An 18,723-nucleotide genomic window follows, 5' to 3' on the forward strand; every position below is an offset into this window, starting at 1 on the left:
CACGGCATCCTCATCGTGACGGACTAGCAAACAGTAGTGGAGGAGCTTTGGACACCGTACTCGGAGTGTCAATGGCGCCGACAGCAGTCCGGATGGTCCTGGTGGAAGGCGAAAATGGGGATGGCGCCACTGTAGATCAGGACAATTTCGACGTACCGGCCAACGACGACGCAGCAACGATCAGCGCGGTCGACCAGGTGGTATCGGCGATCCTTGGGACGCGAGAGGGGGCGGCCGAGGGCGGCTACCAGCTGGCGTCTACGGGGGTGACGTTCACCGACCCGGTCGAGGCTGCCGCCCTGCGCGATGCGCTAGCGACTCACAAAGTCGAAAATGTGATGCTCGTCTCGGCCTTCCTGGCCGCGGCCGCGCTGGCCCAGACCGTGGGCCACCAGACCAACTACGCGCGCACCGCGCTGCTCTACATCGAGCCCGAGTCCGCGACCCTGGCCGTCGTCGATAGCTCGGACGGGTCCGTCACGGACGTGCACCGGCAGCCCCTGCCGGACGACGACGACGCGGCGGTGGCCCAGCTCGCCACCATGGTGTCCGGTGTCGAGTCGTTGGACACGCGGCCGGACGCGGTGTTCGTCGTCGGCTCGGGCATCGACATCCCGATGATCAAGCCGGTGCTGGAAGCGGCGACCACGCTTCCACTCGCGGCCCCCGAAGAGCCGGAGACGGCCCTGGCCCGCGGCGCCGCGCTGGCGTCGGCGAACGCGCCGCTGTTCGCTTCTTCTACTGCCGCCCTGGCCTACGCGCAGGATCCCGGCACCGGCGCCCTCAACCCGTTCGCGGTGGCGCCCGGCTATTTCGAGACACCAGGCACCCTCGGCGAGGACGCCCTGGCCTACAGCGCGGTTCCCGACGAGCCGGACGACCCCTTCGTCGGCGAGCCGACCGGCGCGACGGCGCTCGTCCCCGGCCTCGGGGAGCGCAGGTCGATCCGCCTGGTGGGAGCCGCAGTGGCGATGGTCTTCGTCGTCGGGGTGGTGGCGCTGGTCGTCTCGCTGGCGATCGCGATCCGGCCGACGGCCGCGGTCCAGCCCGCCCCCGGTCAGCACGCCGTGGCGCCCCCGCAGGCGGTGCCCGCCCCGGCGCCGGCGCCCGCGGCCCCCGCCCCGGCGCCCGTCCCCGAGGCGAACGTGCCCGCGCCGGCCCCGGCTCCGGAGGCCCCGGCGCCCGCGCCGCAGGCGCCCGCCCCGGTTCCCGAGGCGCCCGCACCGGCCCCCGCGCCGATTCCGGAGGCCCCGGCGCCCGCCCCGATACCCGAGGCGCCCGCGCCCGCGCCCGCTCCGGTTCCCGAGGCTCCCGCGCCCCTGCCACCCCCGCCGGTGGTGGCACCGATACCGGTCCCGATCCCGCTGCCGATACCCGGGCTCGTGGGCCGCGCATCGGTGGGCCCCCTGGGGGCGGATTCGGGCCCGGACCCGGCTTCGGCCCGGGTGGCGGCGGCCACGAGGGGCCGCACGGCGGGGGCGGGTTCCCCGGCTTCCCGGGTGGTGGCGGCGGCCACGGCGGTTTCGGCGGGGGCCACGGCGGCTTCGGCCACCGCTAGCTCCTGAAGAGCCAGCCGTCATCTGCCGTTTGCCTCCCGCTCAGGCCAGCGATGCAGTTCGCTCATCGCGGACACTTACACCAGTGGTATGCGATGCACCGTTTTCGGCACCGGCTACCTGGGCGCCACCCACGCCGTGGGGATGGCCGAACTGGGTCACGAGGTCGTCGGGGTCGACATCGACCCGGGCAAGGTCGCCAAGCTGGCCGGTGGTGACATTCCGTTCTACGAACCGGGGCTGCGAAAGCTGCTGCAGGAGAACCTGGCCGCGGGGCGGTTGCGGTTCACCACCGACTACGACGTGGCGGCCGACTTCGCCGACGTGCACTTCCTGGGCGTCGGCACGCCTCAGAAGAAGGGCGAATACGCCGCCGACTTGCGGCACGTGTACGCCGTGGTCGACGCGCTGGTGCCGCGCCTGACGAGATCGTCGGTGCTGGTGGGCAAGTCGACGGTTCCGGTGGGAACGGCCGCCGAATTGAACCATCGGGCGGCCGGTTTGGCGCCACGCGGGGTCGACGTCGAGATCGCCTGGAACCCCGAGTTCCTGCGAGAGGGCTACGCGGTGCACGACACCCTGCACCCGGATCGCATCGTCCTTGGTGTGCAACAGGATTCGACCCGCGCCGTGGCGGCGGTCCGGGAACTGTACGACGCCCTGCTTGCCGACGGCGTGCCGTTTTTGGTGACGGACCTGCAGACCGCGGAGCTGGTCAAGGTGTCCGCGAACGCCTTTCTGGCTACCAAGATCTCGTTCATCAACGCGGTCTCGGAGGTGTGTGAGGCCTCGGGCGCCGACGTCAGCATGCTGGCCGATGCGCTCGGCTACGACCCCCGGATCGGGCGCCAATTCCTCAACGCCGGTTTGGGTTTCGGCGGCGGCTGCTTACCCAAGGACATCCGCGCGTTCATGGCCCGCGCCGGTGAACTGGGCGCCGACCAGGCCCTGACCTTCCTGCGCGAGGTGGACAGCATCAACATGCGCCGCCGCACGCGGATGGTCGAGCTCGCCAGCGCGGCGTGCGGCGGCTCGCTGCTCGGCGCCAACATCGCCGTGCTCGGCGCGGCGTTCAAGCCCGAGTCCGACGACGTGCGCGACTCGCCCGCGCTGAACGTGGCGGGCCAACTGCAGCTCAACGGGGCCGCGGTCAACGTGTACGACCCGAAGGCGCTGGACAACGCGCAGCGGCAGTTCCCGACGCTGAACTACGCGGTCTCGGTCGAGGAGGCCTGCGACCGCGCCGACGCCGTGCTCGTGCTGACCGAATGGCGGCAGTTCGTCGAACTCGATCCCGACGACCTCGCCGACCGCGTGCGCTCGCGGGTGATCGTCGACGGCCGCAACTGCCTCGACGTCGCGCGTTGGCGCCAGGCCGGGTGGAAGGTGTTCCGGCTGGGGGCGCCCCGACCCTGATAGGCCCTAATAGGGTTGCGCCCGTTCGGTGTCGATGCGTCGGGCGCGGTCTTGGGCGCGGGTGCGTCGGCGGGTGGGCATCATCAGGGCACGGTGAGCGGAGCGCTCCGGTGTGATTGTCGGGGTGGGTAGGGCGCCGGTCGGCAGGCACAGGGCGGGGAACAGCAGCCGGCTGCCGGGGTGCGTGATGTAGGTACGCCCGCTGGGTGAGGTCCATTCGAGGGTGCCGTCGGGGAACTGCTTGTCTCGCCAGCCGGTCCAGAAGGTTTTGAGTAAGTGGTGTTTTCGGCACAGGCATTTGAGGTTAGTGGCAAGTCGGGAAACTACCCCCTCAGGAGCAGGGCGCGCACCAGTGGACGGGGGCCCACAGATCGGAGCAGTTCGCTGGCTGGGCGGGAGCGTACCCGTAGCGGCCACCAGAACCAGCGCCCCAACAGGGTAGCGGTGGATGGGATCATCAGCGAGCGCACGATCAGCGTGTCGATGAGCAGGCCCAGCCCGATGGTGGTGCCGCCCTGTTTGAGCGTGTACAGCTCGTTGACCGCCAAAGAGGCCATGGTGAAGGCGAACACCAAGCCGGCCGTGGTCACGACTCCGCCGGTGCCGCCTACGGACCGGATGATGCCGGTCTTCAGTCCTGCGCCGATTTCTTCCTTGAACCGCGAGACCAGCAACAGGTTGTAGTCAGATCCCACGGCCAGCAAAATGGTGACTGCGAAAGGCAAGGTGATCCAGTGCAGTTCCAAGCCATAGATGTGTTGCCAAAACAGCACCGACAGGCCGAAGCCGGTCGCTAGCGAGAGCACGACTGTGCCGACGATGACCATCGAGGCGACTAGCGCGCGGGTGATGACCAGCATGACGATGAAGATCAGGATGAGCGCGGCGATGGCCTCGGTCATGACGTCGTATTTGGTGGATTCTTGGATATCTCGGTAAGTAGCCGCCGTGCCACCCAGGTATAACTTCGCACTGGCCAAGGGGGTTTCTTTGACCGCCTCGCGTGCGGCCTTGAGTTCTGCGTCGACGTGGGAGATCGCCTCGGGGCTGGCGGGGTCGATGTTGTGGGTGATGATCATACGGGTGGATTTGCCGTCGGGGGAAACCAGCAGCCTGAGGCCGGTCTTAAAGTCAGGGCTGTCGAACACTTCTGGCGCGATGTAGAAGAGGCCGTCAATTTTTGCTTTGTCGAAGAATTCGCCCATGAGTGTGCTGGTGTCGGTCATGCGGTCCATTTGAGTGATCAGCCCCGAAAAACTGCTGTAGAGCGTGAAGAAGGTAGTCTGCATAGACTTTGCAACGTCGATGATCGGCGGTATCAACGTCACCATCTCTTGTGTTGCGTCAGCGCTTTGTTGGAGGTCCTTGGCCAGCTTGTGGAAATTCTCGGCGAGTTTGTCGAAGCCATCCAACGCGTCGAAGACGGAGCGCAGTGACCAACATATCGGAACGTCGAAGCAGTGCTTTTCCCAGTAGAAGTAACTGCGAAGTGGCCGCCAGAAATCGTCAAAATCTGCGAGATGGTCACGTATTCCATCCGTGATTGCAGCGGTGTCAGTTGTGACGCGAGCGCTGTCGCTAATCGACCCGGATAGTTCCTTTTCCACGGTGTACATGCGCTCTAACGTCGCGATCTGGACGCCGAGGTCATCTCGAGTCAGCCGCAGGATATCGGCCAAGCGGTCCTTCAGATACTGCAGGTTCTCCCGGATCGGGACGGGCTGCATGCCGATCGCGAACGGTATGGTGCCGTGCTCGATGTTGTATCCCAGCGGCCTGGTGATGCTTTGCACCCGCGCGATGCCCGGCACCCGGAAGATACTCGCCGCAATCCTATCCAGGTCGAGCATGTCCACCGGGTTACGCAGGTCGTGGTCGGCTTCGACCAGCAACAGGTCCGGATTCAGCCGGGCATGGGTGAAATGCTGGATGGCGGCACGGTCGCCGACGTTGGACGCTAGGCTCGCGGGAACGTAATAGCGGTCGTCGTAGTTTGTGTGATACCCCGGCAGGGTCAGCCCCCCGACTATTGAGACAACCACAGCGCTGGCAAGGATCGGGGCGGGCCAGCGCACCGTGGCCGTCGCTAGTCGCCGCCACCGGTAAATATTGGTCTTTCGCTTCGCGTCGAGTAAGCCGAACCGCGCGTCGATGGCCAGCAGAGCCGGCATCAACGTCAGCGAGGCCGCGATCACGATGACCAGTGCCACCGCGCACGGAATCGCCAACGTATTGAGGTAGGGCAGCCGGACCAACCGCAGACACAGCATCGCGCCGGCGATCGTTAGCCCGGAACCCAACACGACATGGGCAACTCCACGGTATGTCGTAGTAAGCGGTTTCACGGTCTTCGCCGCTTTGACGGGCTTCGTGATAGCGGCCGAGAAAAAAGATCGCGTAGTCCGTGCCGGCCGCGATGGCCAGCGCCATGAGCAGACTGACCGCGAACGTGGTGAAGCCGATCACGTGAAAGTTGCCGATGAATGCCACGATTCCCCGCGCGGTGGCCAGTTCGACAAAAATCACCACCAGCACGATCAGCAAGGTGGCTATCGACCGGTAAGCGATGAGCAACATCAGCGCGGCCACGGCGATCGTGATCGCCGTGCGCTTGGCCAGACCCCGGTCGCCGGCTTCAGTCAAGTCTGTGGTCAGCGGCGCCTGACCGGTCACATATGCTTTGATACCCGGCGGCGGATGAGAGTGCGCCACGATCTGCTCGACTGAGTGCACCGACTCATCCGCCCGCGAGGAGCCTTGGTCGCCGGCGAGGTTGAGCTGCACGTAAGCGGCCTTACTATCGGCGCTCTGCTCGCCGCCCGCCGTGACCAATTCCCCCCAATAGTTCTGCACTTTCTCGACATGCGCGGTGTCGCGCTCGAGCCGGCGCACCAGATCGTCGTAGAAGCGACGCGCCTCGTCGCCCAGCGGTTTGTCGCCCACCAGCACCACCATCGCGACGCTGTCGGAGTCGAACTCGTGAAAAACTTTGCCCATGCGCTTCATCGCGATCAGCGACGGAGCATCCTTAGGCAACAGGCCGACCGAGTTCTGCCGTTCCACCAGATCCAGTCGAGGCACGAAGACGCTGACGACGACGGCGAACACCAGCCAACCCAACACGATCGGCACCGCCAACCGCCGCAACATCCGCGCCGCAAGAGGCCGCTCGGCGTGGCCGCCGCTCATGCGGCTTTATCCAAGCAGAAAACCTGTGCGTCGAAACGGGCTACGGACTGCTGGTCGCGCACCACACCGTTGACCAGAATCCGGCAACCGAGCATGTTGCTGTCCCCTTGTGCCACCACGTTGGCGAACATTCCCGGCATGGTCGTGGTCACGGTGTATGACCACGGCAAGGTGGTGAAACTTGCGCGCTGAGGCTGAGCGTTCTCGTCCAGGTAATTGACCACACCCGCCGTGCCCGGGGGCCCGGTAACCTCGTAAACCACGCGCTTGACGTTGATCGGCACAATCTGCTCGACCGGGCCCACCTCCGCGACTCGGTGCGAGCCGAACACACCCTGCAATCGGTAAGCCACGAAGCCCCCGACGGCCGCAACCGCGACGATCACCAGCGGAATCCACGCCCGCTTGAGAATGCCCAGCAAAGTCGTTGTCCTTCCGGTTCGGGTTGCTGTCACTCCAGGCTGCTACGTTTGGGGCGTTGACCCGAGTACGTCGTCGGTGTGGTCGCGACCAGGCAACGAACCGACCCTTCGCCGTACCGCCGTATCCGCGCTGGGTAGCCCCGCCCATGCTCAGGCCCATCCTCCGCCCGTGTCGATATCAGCAAGCGGCCTAAAACCCTGTTCCCTTCGGCCAAGCGGTCGATTGATGCCACGAGTACATATGGTGGCGAGGAACCGCAGGTCGCGGAAGGGGGAGCTTAACCTAGGAATTTGACACCCAGGACGCCGCGCTGGCTAGCATCGCTTCGTGACCAAGACACTGGGAGAATTTCTTCGGGCGCGCCGCGAGGCGATCACACCCAACCAGCAGCGCCACGGCGATCTTGCGAGACGGCGGCGCACCCCTGAGCTGCGCCGCGAGGAGGTGGCCGTGCGGGGCATCAGTGCCGACTACTACGCGCGGTTGGAACAAGGACGAGAAAACCACCCGTCCGCGCGGATATTGGACGCCTTGGTGATCGCGCTCGGCCTGTCTCCCAGTGAGGCGACCTATCTGTATGACCTCGCGACCCCGCGACACCGCTGGCGGCAGAAGGCCAGTTCGCAGCAAAACCCGGCTGAGTATTTGCTTCTCATCATGCAAGCCTGGACACTCGGTCCGGCCTACATAGTCAACCGCCGGTGCGATGTGCTGGCCGAAAACCCGCAAGCCTCAGAGCTCTTCTCCCAATTCACGATCACAGGGAACGTTTTGCGCTTACTGTTCCTGGATCCCGAGGCGAAAACCCTCTGGGTGAACTGGGAATCATACGTCAAAACCGCCATCGCCACCGTGCACCGCACCGCAGGTATCGATATTGATCAGCCAGATATCACCGATATCGTCCTCGAACTTTCCAAAAAGAGCAGCGACTTCGTCCAGATGTGGAACAGCCACGATGTCAATGTCTCCGACGGCAAGGTCAAGCAGCTCCGACATAGAGACTTCGGTGAGCTTGAGCTTGACTACGAGCTACTTTCAGTTGCGAGCGCGCCAGGACAATTTCTTGTAATCCACAGAAGCATTAAGAACGGCTCTTTCTTCTCGATGGCAGCGTCGCCGAATACGGTGGACAAATAGTCCTAGCGACAAAGGGCTCATTGATGATGGCGGTCATCATGGTCTTGCCGCGCCGCCGGTCGGGGTGGCTGTAGGCCGCGATGATGCGCTGGTAGACGCCCCAGGTGAGCTGCACGGGGAGGTGGTTGTCGTCGGCGAACACCGCCTCCAGGCGGGTGCGTTGGCGGGCGGTGAGCAGCGGGAATCGGGTGCGCAGGGTGCGGCGCACGCCGTAGAGCGGATCCCTGGTGCGGCCGCGATGTCGCAGGTGGCCTGTTGGACGCGTTGACGGCTCTTCGCAGTTGAGGGTGTAGAGGTGGTCGGCGCGTCGCTGCCGGGGGGTCGAGGTCTTCCGATGATGGGAGTTCTCACACCGCCCATCTGAAAGACCTCGACGTGCCTGACGCTACCTTCGCGTGCCCTGATCTGAGCACATTCTGCCGCCTTGACGAGCTCGGGTTGGAGGTGACCGGACAACGCCTGGAGCCGGACCGGGCGGTGTTGGCTTGCCGGATTATCGACGACGACTCGTGGTGTCGCCGCTGCGGCGAGCAGGGCGCGGTGCGTGACACCGTGACCCGGCAACTGGCTCATGAGCCGTTCGGGTGGCGGCCCACATGCTTGCTGGTCACGATCCGCCGGTATCGGTGCGCCGGCTGCGCTCATGTGTGGCGCCAAGACACCAGCAAGGCCGCCGAGCCGCGGGCCAAGCTGTCCCGCCGGGGCCTGCGGTGGGCACTGGAAGCCCTGGTCTGCCAACATCTGTCGGTGGCCCGAGTCGCCGAAGCGCTCGCGGTGTCGTGGAACACCGCTAACAACGCGGTGTTGGCCGAAGGCCGCCGGGTGCTCATCGCCGATGCGGTCCGCTTCGACGGGGTCGCGGTGATCGGCGTCGACGAGCATGTGTGGCGGCACACCCGTCGCGCCGACAAGTACGTCACCGTCATCATCGACTTGACCCCCGTGCGCGACAAGACCGGTCCGGCGCGGTTGCTCGACATGGTCGAAGGACGCTCCAAACGAGCATTCGCCGACTGGCTGGCCGACCGGCCACAGGACTGGCGCGATGGTGTGGACGTCGTTGCCATGGACGGATTCTCCGGATTCAAGACCGCCACCACCACCGAACTGCCCGAGGCGGCGGTGATGGATCCCTTTTATGACGACGTCTGGGTTCTGCCGACATGGTCGGTGTTGCGCCTGGTGGAGGCGGTGCCCGCAGCCGTGAGGTCGGCATAATCAGAGGGCTTGGAGGAAGGCAAGGAGAGTGTCGTCGGCTGTTTCGTATCGTCCGGCCCGGATTCCGGTGGGTGTCGTCCTCTCGAGCGCGGTCTGCTTGGTCGTCATGTCGGAAAAACGTATCCGCGCTTGACGGCACCAGTGACGACCCAGCATCCAAGCTGTCCCTTCAGAGACTCTTATAACGCATGAGGACGAGCCGACCGTAGTTTGACAGGCCAGTCCTGCAGGCCTTCAGGGGGCGGGGCGCTGCGCCCCGTGCGATGTCGATGAACCAGCCAAAGAAACCAGTCTGAGCCGTCCCGGTGAGTCCGGAGACTGCATTCGTTGAATCACCCTGCCTTTGGTGGGGTGCGTTTGTGATCGTAGTAGAGCGTCTCGACGGCCTCGGGAGTGAAGTCGTCGAGGTACTCGTGGGGGCGTTCGGTGTTGAACCAGACCACCCATTCAGCGGTCGCCAGCTCGACCTGGTTGACGTCGCGCCACGGGCCTTGCCGGCGGATAAGTTCGTTCTTGAACGAGCCGACGGTGGTCTCGGCCAGCGCATTGTCCAGCGCATCGCCAACCGAGCCGACGGAGGGATCCACGCCCTCATCGATGAGCCGCTGGGTGAAGGCCACCGAGGTGTATTGACTGCCCGCGTCGCTGTGCGCAATCAGCCCGTGCAGACTGGTGGTGCCGTCCTGGGCGCGAGTGAAGAACGCATGCTCGATAGCGTCGAGGACCAGATCGGTGGTCATGGATCTGGCGGCCCGCCAGCCTAGGATCCGGCGGCTGTAGGCGTCGATGACGAATGCGACGTAGACGAATCCCATCCAGGTCGACACATACGTAAAGTCGGCCACCCACAACCGATTTGGCGCCGCGGCATAAAAGCGGCGGTCCACCAGATCCGGGTATCGCCGATGAGTGTCGTCGGCGATGGTGGTCTTGTGCTTGGATCCGTACCGCGCGCCCTCCCAACCGTTCTCGCGCATGATCCGCTCCACCGTGCACCGGGCGACATCGTGACCCTGGCTGCGTAGCCAGATCCACAACTTGCGTGACCCCAGCGTCTGGACGAACTTGCCCTTTTCTTGTCTTCCCGCGCCGCGGTGATGATCTCGACCAGCTCGGCGTCATGGATCTGCCGTCGTGTCGGGGTCTTGTTGATCCACTCGTAGTAGGTCGACGGGCTGATCGGCACGCCATGCTCAGACAGCACCGCACACATGGGCTCGACACCCCAGCGCAGCCCGGCCCCGCCGTTGGGGCCGGCCACCTGGTGGTCCTTGTGTTCGGCGATGAACCGGATCACCGTCTCCCGGGCCGGTCGAGCTCGGCCCCGAAGAAAATCGCCGCTGCTTTCAAGATCTCGTTGGCCCGGCGCAGCTCGGCAATCTCCTTGCGCAGCGCCTTGTTCTCCTCGGCCATCGCGGAGGTCACACCCGGTCGCTGGCCGGTATCGACCTCCGAGCGGCGGATCCAGGTCCGCAACGTCTCCGGTGTGCCGATCCCCAACATGCCCGTGACCGCCGTGATCGCCGCCCACTGCGACGGGTACTGCGGGCGCACCTCAGCGACCATGCGCACCGCACGTTCACGAAGCTCGTCGGGGTACTTGCTGACACGTCCCATAACCCAGATCCTCCCAAGATCGGGAGTCTCCGGAAACGCCGGGACGGCTCATGGGAACGTGATCCCGACAATTTCGGAACGCGCCAGTTAGGACCAAGGCCACGATCTGGTGCACGCCGGGGGCCCTAATTTGAGGTCAATCCCTACAACGAAAGTCTCTTTGAGCGCAGTTCCCGTGGATAAGAATCGTGCCCTCCGCCCCCCAAGCTAGTCTGCGGGCTCACATGGCAACATAGAGCGAACGGGTTCGACTGAAACACCCCATCAGCATCACCCCGACCACCGGCGGACACAACCGCCCAGCCACACACCTAACCAGTGCACCAGGGCAATTTCCGTTCACTGTCGGCGGAGCGCAGCGCTGCTGAGCAGCTAGCCTCGGTGTTGCATCAAGCGCGGTCTAGGTGCTTAGATTCGCGAAAGTGCCTGTCCGGCAGGGACATAATGGTAATTCTCTAGGTTCCCAAGATCGATATCGTGGACAGTGCTCAATCACTCGGCTACGACACGCCGGCACTCACGATCAGGTCCGGCTCGCACACCACCACTCCGCTGGACGCAACCAGCCCGGCTACCCTCACTCTCAGCAGCGTTACACCCAAGGGAATTACGTGACGGCCACCCCTGGGGGAAATTACGTGACCGCGAACGCCTGGCGCAGACATGCGCTCAGGCCGCAACATCCGAGCGCTCGTCCGATTCTGATGCAGCAGTTGAAACCGGGGCCGAGGCGACGCTGTAGAAAAACGCTCCAAGGTCTGGAATCTCCGGACTCGCTGGGGCGGCTCAGCGTTGTGAGATCCCAAACTCGCTCGGAGAGCGGCCAGTCCATCGCTTGAAGGCGTGTGAGAAGCTGGCGAGGTCATTGTATCCGAGCTTGGTGGCGATCTGGCTCGCCGACATCAATCGGGTGAGTAAAAGCATCATCGCGCTCTCGCGCAAACACGACTGGCGCAACGCGCGAAAGGTGGTCCCCTCTTGGGAGAGCCGCCGTTTAAGTGTGCTTGTGGATAACGAAAGTTCGTCTGCGACCCACTGGCTACTTCGATGTCCGGGATCCTTCTCCAACAGCTGTCTCACCTTCTCCGAAAAGGACGTGGCTCCGCTCCGCTGGTTGAGAGCCGAGTTCAGCTGGGCGACGGCGAGTCGATATGCGAGGGGATCGGAGAACCGGCACACCTCATCGAGCGTGTCGGCGGGAACGCGAAGGTAGGACATCGATGCGTCAAAGAACAGGCGCCCGGCTAGCACCACGTCTTCGTCGAGATCGTTCAGGGTGACGGGCGCTGGCCAACTCAGGTGGAGTGTGGCGCTCGGCGCGTCACCGACGAGCATGTCCAGCAGTCGCAACAACGCCGACCCGGCGTATGTGATGGCCAGGCAGTCCAGTGCCGGATCGCTTGTGTGTCCGCAGAGCACGACGGTGAGGCCGTGGTCATTTAGATGGAACTGTGGATTGACAGCCGTTGTGATCAACGGCAGATAGGTGAGCAACTCCACGACCTCGGCTACCGAGCCTGCGCTGACCAGCGGAACGCTCAACGGGCCGAAGGACGTCAACTGTGCCTGTCCAGCGAACGCGAAGCCGAGGAGGGTTGCCTGTTCGACGGCGAGTTCGGGGTAGACCTCGCGAAGCCATCGTAGCGGGGCTTGGACATCGCGCCGGATCAGCGTCGCCTCGTCGACTCCTTCGCGAGACATGATGTTGCGAAGTAGCACGACTGCGTCTGGGGCGAGTGCCTGGCTCTCGAGCAGTTGCGCGAACGCGAGTGGGGGCACGCCTGCGTTATTGAGGTCCACTGGCCAAGACCCCTTTGAGCTAAATTCACAAGTTCCTGGTCCGGGTAAACATAGCCTAAGCGCTCGTCCTCGACAACGCTGTTAACAACAGCATTCACGTTGAGGACAACGTATTAGGAGTTGGTTATGGCCGTTGTCACCTTCATCTCCCACGACGGCGAGAAGTACGAGGCGCCTCTTGAGGCAGGTCAGTCATTGATGCGGGTCGCGACCAACAACGCGGTGCCCGGCATCGACGGCGACTGCGGAGGCGAAGCCGCGTGCGGCACCTGCCATGTGATCGTCGATCCGCAATGGACCGATCAGGTCGGCCCCTCCGGGGCCGATGAAGAAGAGATGCTCGCGATGAACCCCGAGCGTCAGCCGACCTCCCGGCTGTCCTGCCAGATGCCGGTTTCTGAGGCGTGGGACGGCTTGACCGTCCACCTGCCAGAGTTTCAGATGTAACGACGAGAGGACACGAAGACGTGACGAATATTCTTGACGCAGTCACCGCCAAGGCCCAGGGAGCCATCCCTATGGTCCCACTGATCAAGGGCGCGCACCTCTACGACAAGACTCGGCGCTGGGTCACCGGCACCAATGGTCAGCAGATTTTTACCGAGCGACCGATCCCGCCCGCTGACGAGGTCAAACTGACCGACATCGACCTCAGCAATCCGTTCCTCTACCGGCAGGGGCGTTGGAAGTCCTACTACGAGCGCCTGCGCAACGAGGCTCCTGTGCACTATCAGGCCCACAGCGCATTCGGCCCGTTCTGGTCGGTGACGCGCCATGCCGACATCGTGGCCGTCGACAAGAACCACGAGGTCTTCTCCGCCGAGCCGTTCATCATCATCGGAACCCCGCCGCGTTTCCTCGACTTGGCGATGTTCATCGCGATGGATCCACCACGCCACGACGTGCAACGGCAGGCTGTCCAGGGCGTGGTGGCACCGAAGAACCTGCGTGAGATGGAAAGCGTCATCCGGGAGCGCGTCCGAGACGTGCTCGACGATCTCCCGCTTGGCGAACCGTTCAACTGGGTGCAACACGTCTCGATCGAGTTGACCGCGCGCATGCTGGCGACGCTGCTGGACTTCCCGTTCGAGCAACGGCGCAAGCTCGTCGAATGGTCCGATCTTGCCACCTCGATGGAGCAAGCCAACGGTGGACCCTCGGACAACGACGAGGTGTTTCGTGGCATGGTCGAAATGGCTCGAGGTCTCAGCGCTCACTGGCGGGACAAGGCAGCCCGGACAGCTGCCGGGGAGCAGCCCGGCTTCGATCTGATCACCATGTTGCAGAGCGACGAGAGCACCAAGGATCTGATCGACCGCCCGATGGAGTTCTTGGGCAACCTCGTGTTGCTGATCGTGGGCGGCAACGATACGACCAGAAACTCGATGAGCGGTGGTGTTCTAGCGCTGAATGAGTTCCCTGACCAGTTCGAGAAACTGAAGGCGAACGCCGACCTGATCCCCAACATGGTCTCGGAGATCATCCGGTGGCAAACACCGTTGGCCTATATGCGTCGGATCGCCAAGGCCGACACCGTGCTCAACGGGCAGTTCATCCGCAAGGGCGACAAGGTCGTGATGTGGTACGCCTCGGGCAACCGCGACGAGCGCGTGTTCGAGCGGCCCGATGAGCTGATCATCGATCGGGCCAACGCCCGCAACCACATCTCCTTCGGCTTCGGCGTCCACCGCTGCATGGGCAACCGGCTGGCCGAGATGCAGTTGCGGATCCTGTGGGAGGAGTTGCTTCCGCGGTTCGAGAACATCGAAGTCCTCGGTGAGCCCGAGTACGTGCAGTCCAACTTCGTGAGGGGTATCAGCAAGCTGATGGTCCGCCTCACCCCGAAAGTTGGCGCATGACCTTGCAGCGAGCGGTCATCGTGGGGGCCAGCCACGCGGGCGCCCAGCTCGCGGCCAGTCTTCGCCAAGAAGGGTGGGACGGTGAGATCGTCCTCGTCGGCGAGGAGTCGGCGTTGCCCTACCAGCGGCCCCCGCTGTCGAAGGCATACCTGGCCGGGAAGAGCACACTCGACGATCTCGCGATTCGTAGCTCGGGTTTCTACGCCAAGCAGCGAATACAACTCCTGGATGCGACGGTGGAGGCGATCGACCGCCCGGCTGGTCACGTCGTGCTGAATACCGGCGAAGTACTGCCTTACGACAAGCTCGCACTGTGCACTGGCGCCCGCCCTCGGCGTCTTTGCACACCGGGAGCCGACCTGGCCGGAGTTTTCTACCTACGCACCGCCGCAGACGTCGAGATGATCCGCAAGGGCACCACTGCCGGCGGTCGGGCCGTGATCGTCGGCGGCGGTTACATCGGACTGGAGACCGCCGCCTCGTTGCGTGGACTGGGTATGGAGGTCACCGTGCTCGAGGCGACCGAGCGCGTTCTCGAACGGGTCACCGCCCCCGAGGTATCGGCGTTCTTCGACCGGGTCCACCGGGAGGAGGGCGTCAACATCCGGACGGGCACGCTGGTCGATGCCCTGTCCGGCGACGGCATGGTCCGCGAAGTATTCCTGGCCAGTGGCGAATCAATTCCCGCCGACCTCGTCATTGTCGGCATCGGCGTTGAGCCGAACATCGAGCTTGCTACCGCCGCGGGCCTGGCCGTCGACAACGGCGTCGTGATTGACGACCAGGCCCGGACCAGCGACCCCGACATCGTGGCTGCCGGGGACTGCGCCAGCCACCACATGGCCCGTTACGGGCGTCGCATCCGCCTGGAATCCGTGCCGAGCGCAGGCGAACAGGCCAAAGTAGCTGCGGCGACCATGTGCGCTAAGTCAAAGAAAATCGTGGCGCTCCCATGGTTTTGGTCAGATCAGTACAACCTCAAGCTCCAGATCGCCGGCCTCAACACCGGATACGACGAAGTCGTCCTCAACGGCGACCCGACCCGGGACCGCCACTTCACCTGCTTCTACCTCCGTGCCGGCGGGTTCATTGCCGCCGACTGCATCAACCGCCCCCGCGACTTCATGTTCAGCAAGCGGGCCATTACCCACGAAGTCCCCGTCGACCGGGCCGAACTGGCGCTCGCCGGATCGGCCTGAGGTGACGGGCCCTCGGGGCGATGGGTACGACAACAGCGATTGCGGACCGCAGTTCGCAGAGCAACGTCAGTGGACAACCGTCATCCAGCTCCCGCTGGCAAAAGGGGCGCGAGCGGCTGCCGTCGGTCGTCTCTGGCGCCACTGCCACAGCGGGTCGACTCAACCGTACTGATCAAAATCACAAAGAAAGAAACGATCCTCTGCAGAAGCTGCTAGGTGAACGTCACGGCGAAGACTTCTGCGTTCTTTGGAGTTGAGATGTGCACCAATGCACCCCTGATGACGAGTTCAGCCGAGCGGCGAGCCCCCGGCGCCACGACGAAGCCGATCACCGCGCCTGTGAAGACGTCTTCGCGGGGATGGGTGGACGTGCGCCGGTCAGGCGTCAACGCCACCTACCCCGACTTTCTGTCGCCGTTGTTGGCCATGGGCGCTGGGCTGGGTCTGATCACCGCCCCAGCGACCACAGCCATCGTCGCAGCGACGCCGGTGGAGAAACACGGCGTAGCCGCCGCAGTCAATGACGCCATCTGCGAAATCGGAGCCGCCATCGGAGTAGCCGTCGCCGGCAGCGTTCTGACCGCCGGGTATGTCTATCGCATCCAACCCGTGCTGCCCACAGTTCCATCACCGGCGCACCAGCCCTTGTCGGACTCGTTGGCCGCCGCGCTACAGGTCGCCGAGCAGCCAGGTCCATGCGCTCAGCACCTCGCCGACATCGCACGCGAGGCGATCGCGCACGGCAAAAGCCAAGCCGCTCTGGCGCTCTCACCAATCACTGCCGTCAGCGCAGTCATCCTCGACACCTGGGCACGCGGCCGTCCGTCCACAACCGCTCGGCAACGCCTGGGGGTTGAGACGAACACCAGATCGCACATCGACACCTTTGCAGAATCGACGACGTCATGAGCGAGATAGTGCGCGTTGAGCCGGAGCAGTTACCACCGCACACCCCCACGTGCATGGGGTGCGGCCCCGACAACCCCAACGGCCTGCAGATGAAGGTGTTTCGATCCGGACAGCAGGTGTACACCGACGTGGTCTTCGACGAAAGGCACGCAGGCGCACCGGGCCTCGCGCACGGCGGCGCGATCGCCGCGGCCTGCGACGACCTGTTCGGCTTCACCCTCTGGATCGCCGGCGCACCGGCGGTCACCCGCAATCTGGCGGTCGATTACCTCCAACCAGTGCCGCTACGTCAACCGCACCGCATAACCGCACACGTTCACGCCCGCGAAGGTCGCTCCCTACACGTCAGTGCGACGGGAACCGGCGAGGCCGGCGTCGTGCGCTTCACCGCTACAGCGAGGTTCATCGCAGTGGACGTTGAGCACTTCGCCGCGCACGGTGACCTCGGCGCGTTCGGCGACATGCTCAAACGGTTCGCTGAGGAGGGCGGGGATTAACGCATGACGCGCAGGAGAATGACATGTGGTGGTACCTGTGAAGTTCGCGCACCTTTGATGAGCAGATCGGCGAACTCAGCGGGGGGACTGTCGACGTTTCTGGACTTTCGGCACACGAAACTCACTTCCGGTCGGCTGGTGGCAGAGATGGAAACGCGTGCCGAACCGCTAACACCGTTCGGCAACCTGCGCTACGGATGTCTGTCCGCGAGGGTCGACCATTGTCTCGGGATCGTGTTCTACCCAGTCATTCCGGCGCGATCGTGGGTCGCGACGACCACCGAGTTCAAGCTGAACCTGCAACCCGTGTCCAACCGGGCACCGCAGCGATCCCTAACGATCGCCTCGCACAAGGGCTACGGGCCAAAGGGCTGTCCCATGGGCGGTTCAGTGAAATCGTTCCCGTCGGTGACAACAAGCGTTGCGGGAACAGATGTCCCGCCTGGCAGCGTGGGACCAGCGGCTATTAGATCCACGCTTCACACACCGACCGAAATAGGGCCGCCGTGGTTTGCCGCAAAGACTCCATGGAATATCGGGCACACCCGCGTCATCAGCAGAATTATCCTTGACCCTTCCAGCTGTCGATGCCGGACATCACCCAGGGTGGGTGCCGGAAAAGTTGATGCGTAGTGTTGCGACCTTGGCCGTTGTCGCCGCGTGACCGGCGTGACTACTGTGACGGGTGTGACCAAAGGGTTTGGATGCAGGTTACGAAGCCAACCATCCGAACTCGAGGTCACACCCGCATGCCGATGCAAACCGGACGCGCCACGAACGACTGCGGGAAGCCCTTCAGAGGGTGCCCGACCCACGCGACCGGCGCGGGGTGCGCTACCCGCTGGTCGGAGTGCTCGCGCTGGCGGTCACAGCTACCTTGGCTGGGTGCCGGTCGTTCGCGGCGACGGGTCAGTAGGCCGCCGAGACCGCAATTGACAACCTGGCCTTGTTCGGGCCCCGGACGAATCGACGTTGCGCAAGCTGTTCGCGCGCATTGATGCCGACGCCCTCGACCGGGCGCTGGGCGAGTGGATATGGACGCCAACTTTCACCGGAATCTGCCCCGGCGAGCAGCGCCGCGTGATCGCCATCGACGGCAAGACGATCCGCGGTGCGCGCACTCACCCCGGCGGTAAGGCGCCGCACCTGATCGCCGCATTCGACCACGGTGTCGGAGCCGTGCTGGGACAGGTCGCCGTCAACGCCAAGAGCAACGAAATACGCGCCGCCCGAACACTGTTGGGACACCTCGATCTCGACAATGCGGTGGCGACCCTCGATGCGATACACACCCAGACCGCCACCACCATCAACGGCGCCGGTGGGGACTACGTGTTCACGGTCAAGGCGAACATGCCCACCCTGCACTTACAAGCTCAAGAAGCTGCCCTGCAAGGACATGCCCGCGCACACGACCCGTAACACTGAGCGTGGCCGGCGCATCACCCGAACGATCAAGGTCGCCGACGTTCCCGCCTGGATCGACTTCCCCGACGCAGCCCAAGTCTCCCAACTACGCCGCACCGTCACCGATAACGGAGCCATAACCGTCGAGGTCGACTACCTGATCACCTCAGCAAACCACACGACGGCGCCGCTGAAGCGACCCGCCGCCTGGGTACAAGGCCGCTGGAGCATAGAAAATCGCCTTCACTGGGTCCAAGACGTCACTTTCGCCGAGGACGGATCAGGGATACGTACCGGCCAAGCGCCACGAGTGATGGCCACCTGCCGCAACCTCGTTATCGGCATGCTCCGAACCACCGGATGGGACAACATCGCCGCCGGCCTACGCCACCACACCAGACACCCCGATCACGCCCTCAAATTGGTCCTAACCTCATGAGATGTGACTTTTCCGGGACCCTGGGTCGAGCGGGATGGCCACGTCGGGACTGTC

General features: G+C 64.2%; 13 protein-coding genes and 5 pseudogenes. 13 read left to right on the forward strand and 5 right to left on the reverse strand.

Translation table 11 applies throughout. The features are described from left to right. The first annotated feature begins 71 nt into the window (after positions 1–71). Both G6N56_RS19560 and G6N56_RS19565 read left to right on the forward strand, forming a co-directional pair. Complete coding sequence (locus tag G6N56_RS19560) at positions 72–1,565, forward strand: DUF7159 family protein (RefSeq protein WP_232069099.1); 1,494 nt, start codon at positions 72–74, stop codon at positions 1,563–1,565. An 81-nt stretch (positions 1,566–1,646) separates the two neighbouring features. Continuing rightward, positions 1,647–2,972, forward strand: a complete 1,326-nt coding sequence (locus G6N56_RS19565) for a UDP-glucose dehydrogenase family protein (protein WP_085258024.1) — start codon at positions 1,647–1,649, stop codon at positions 2,970–2,972. 323 nt (positions 2,973–3,295) lie between these two features. Here the strand turns inward: G6N56_RS19565 and G6N56_RS29830 are convergent. Next, positions 3,296–6,161: pseudogene (locus G6N56_RS29830) on the reverse strand (MMPL/RND family transporter). Beyond that, positions 6,158–6,583: an MmpS family transport accessory protein gene (locus G6N56_RS19575; protein WP_042909771.1), complete on the reverse strand. Its 426-nt coding sequence runs from the start codon at positions 6,581–6,583 to the stop codon at positions 6,158–6,160. The pseudogene G6N56_RS29830 and the gene G6N56_RS19575 overlap by 4 nt, the downstream one beginning before the upstream one ends. Positions 6,584–6,911: 328 nt before the next feature. Here G6N56_RS19575 and G6N56_RS19580 point away from each other — a divergent pair, with 328 nt between their 5' ends. After that, positions 6,912–7,724: a helix-turn-helix transcriptional regulator gene (locus G6N56_RS19580; RefSeq protein ID WP_163645147.1), complete on the forward strand. Its 813-nt coding sequence runs from the start codon at positions 6,912–6,914 to the stop codon at positions 7,722–7,724. On the opposite strand, the gene G6N56_RS29835 is transcribed toward G6N56_RS19580, so the two are convergent. Then, a complete protein-coding gene (locus G6N56_RS29835) occupies positions 7,669–7,932 on the reverse strand; it encodes a hypothetical protein (RefSeq protein ID WP_408632634.1) in 264 nt (87 codons plus the stop codon). The genes G6N56_RS19580 and G6N56_RS29835 overlap by 56 nt on opposite strands. Positions 7,933–8,099: 167 nt before the next feature. Between G6N56_RS29835 and G6N56_RS19590 the strand changes: the two are divergent. Continuing rightward, positions 8,100–8,864 (forward strand): annotated as a pseudogene (locus G6N56_RS19590) (ISL3 family transposase); the annotation flags it as partial. Between the two features lie 410 nt (positions 8,865–9,274). On the opposite strand, the pseudogene G6N56_RS19595 reads toward G6N56_RS19590, so the two are convergent. Both G6N56_RS19595 and G6N56_RS19600 read right to left on the reverse strand, forming a co-directional pair. Then, positions 9,275–10,559, reverse strand: a pseudogene (locus tag G6N56_RS19595) (IS3 family transposase). A gap of 786 nt (positions 10,560–11,345) precedes the next feature. Then, positions 11,346–12,359, reverse strand: a complete 1,014-nt coding sequence (locus G6N56_RS19600; protein WP_042792003.1) for a helix-turn-helix domain-containing protein — start codon at positions 12,357–12,359, stop codon at positions 11,346–11,348. 126 nt (positions 12,360–12,485) lie between these two features. Between G6N56_RS19600 and G6N56_RS19605 the strand changes: the two genes are divergently transcribed. The 9 genes and pseudogenes from G6N56_RS19605 to G6N56_RS29530 all read left to right on the forward strand — a co-directional run bounded on the left by G6N56_RS19605 (position 12,486) and on the right by G6N56_RS29530 (position 18,669). Continuing rightward, positions 12,486–12,806, forward strand: coding sequence for a 2Fe-2S iron-sulfur cluster-binding protein (locus G6N56_RS19605; RefSeq protein ID WP_042792002.1), 321 nt, complete (start codon positions 12,486–12,488; stop codon positions 12,804–12,806). Positions 12,807–12,877: 71 nt separating this feature from the next. After that, complete coding sequence (locus G6N56_RS19610; protein ID WP_051472937.1) at positions 12,878–14,218, forward strand: cytochrome P450; 1,341 nt, start codon at positions 12,878–12,880, stop codon at positions 14,216–14,218. Next, on the forward strand, positions 14,215–15,417 hold the full coding sequence (locus G6N56_RS19615) for an NAD(P)/FAD-dependent oxidoreductase (RefSeq protein ID WP_042792000.1): 1,203 nt from the start codon (positions 14,215–14,217) through the stop codon (positions 15,415–15,417). The genes G6N56_RS19610 and G6N56_RS19615 overlap by 4 nt, the downstream gene beginning before the upstream one ends. 216 nt (positions 15,418–15,633) lie before the next feature. After that, positions 15,634–16,326 (forward strand): MFS transporter, encoded by a 693-nt coding sequence (locus tag G6N56_RS19620; protein ID WP_134770488.1) that lies wholly within the window; start codon positions 15,634–15,636, stop codon positions 16,324–16,326. Continuing rightward, the gene (locus G6N56_RS19625; RefSeq protein WP_042791998.1) at positions 16,323–16,823 is read left to right on the forward strand and encodes a PaaI family thioesterase; all 501 of its coding nucleotides are present in this window, start codon (positions 16,323–16,325) and stop codon (positions 16,821–16,823) included. The genes G6N56_RS19620 and G6N56_RS19625 overlap by 4 nt, the downstream gene beginning before the upstream one ends. 18 nt (positions 16,824–16,841) lie before the next feature. Continuing rightward, positions 16,842–17,138 (forward strand): annotated as a pseudogene (locus G6N56_RS29205) (phenylacetic acid degradation protein); the annotation flags it as partial. Positions 17,139–17,523: 385 nt separating this feature from the next. Continuing rightward, a complete protein-coding gene (locus G6N56_RS29840) occupies positions 17,524–17,739 on the forward strand; it encodes a transposase family protein (protein ID WP_082278415.1) in 216 nt (71 codons plus the stop codon). Between the two features lie 53 nt (positions 17,740–17,792). Beyond that, a pseudogene (locus G6N56_RS29525) lies at positions 17,793–18,245 on the forward strand (ISAs1 family transposase); the annotation flags it as partial. Beyond that, positions 18,223–18,669, forward strand: coding sequence for an ISAs1 family transposase (locus G6N56_RS29530; RefSeq protein ID WP_142278382.1), 447 nt, complete (start codon positions 18,223–18,225; stop codon positions 18,667–18,669). The pseudogene G6N56_RS29525 and the gene G6N56_RS29530, both read left to right, overlap by 23 nt. Positions 18,670–18,723: the final 54 nt, after the last annotated feature.

The organism is Mycobacterium saskatchewanense, assembly GCF_010729105.1.
Lineage (GTDB): Bacteria > Actinomycetota > Actinomycetes > Mycobacteriales > Mycobacteriaceae > Mycobacterium > Mycobacterium saskatchewanense.

Coding starts and splice junctions, on each gene's coding strand:
- G6N56_RS19560 (WP_232069099.1), top strand. CDS start 72: ATGGCGCCGACAGCAGTCCGGATGGTCCTGGTGGAAGGCGAAAATGGG.
- G6N56_RS19565 (WP_085258024.1), top strand. CDS start 1,647: ATGCGATGCACCGTTTTCGGCACCGGCTACCTGGGCGCCACCCACGCC.
- G6N56_RS19605 (WP_042792002.1), top strand. CDS start 12,486: ATGGCCGTTGTCACCTTCATCTCCCACGACGGCGAGAAGTACGAGGCG.
- G6N56_RS19610 (WP_051472937.1), top strand. CDS start 12,878: ATGGTCCCACTGATCAAGGGCGCGCACCTCTACGACAAGACTCGGCGC.
- G6N56_RS19615 (WP_042792000.1), top strand. CDS start 14,215: ATGACCTTGCAGCGAGCGGTCATCGTGGGGGCCAGCCACGCGGGCGCC.
- G6N56_RS19625 (WP_042791998.1), top strand. CDS start 16,323: ATGAGCGAGATAGTGCGCGTTGAGCCGGAGCAGTTACCACCGCACACC.
- G6N56_RS29530 (WP_142278382.1), top strand. CDS start 18,223: ATGCCCGCGCACACGACCCGTAACACTGAGCGTGGCCGGCGCATCACC.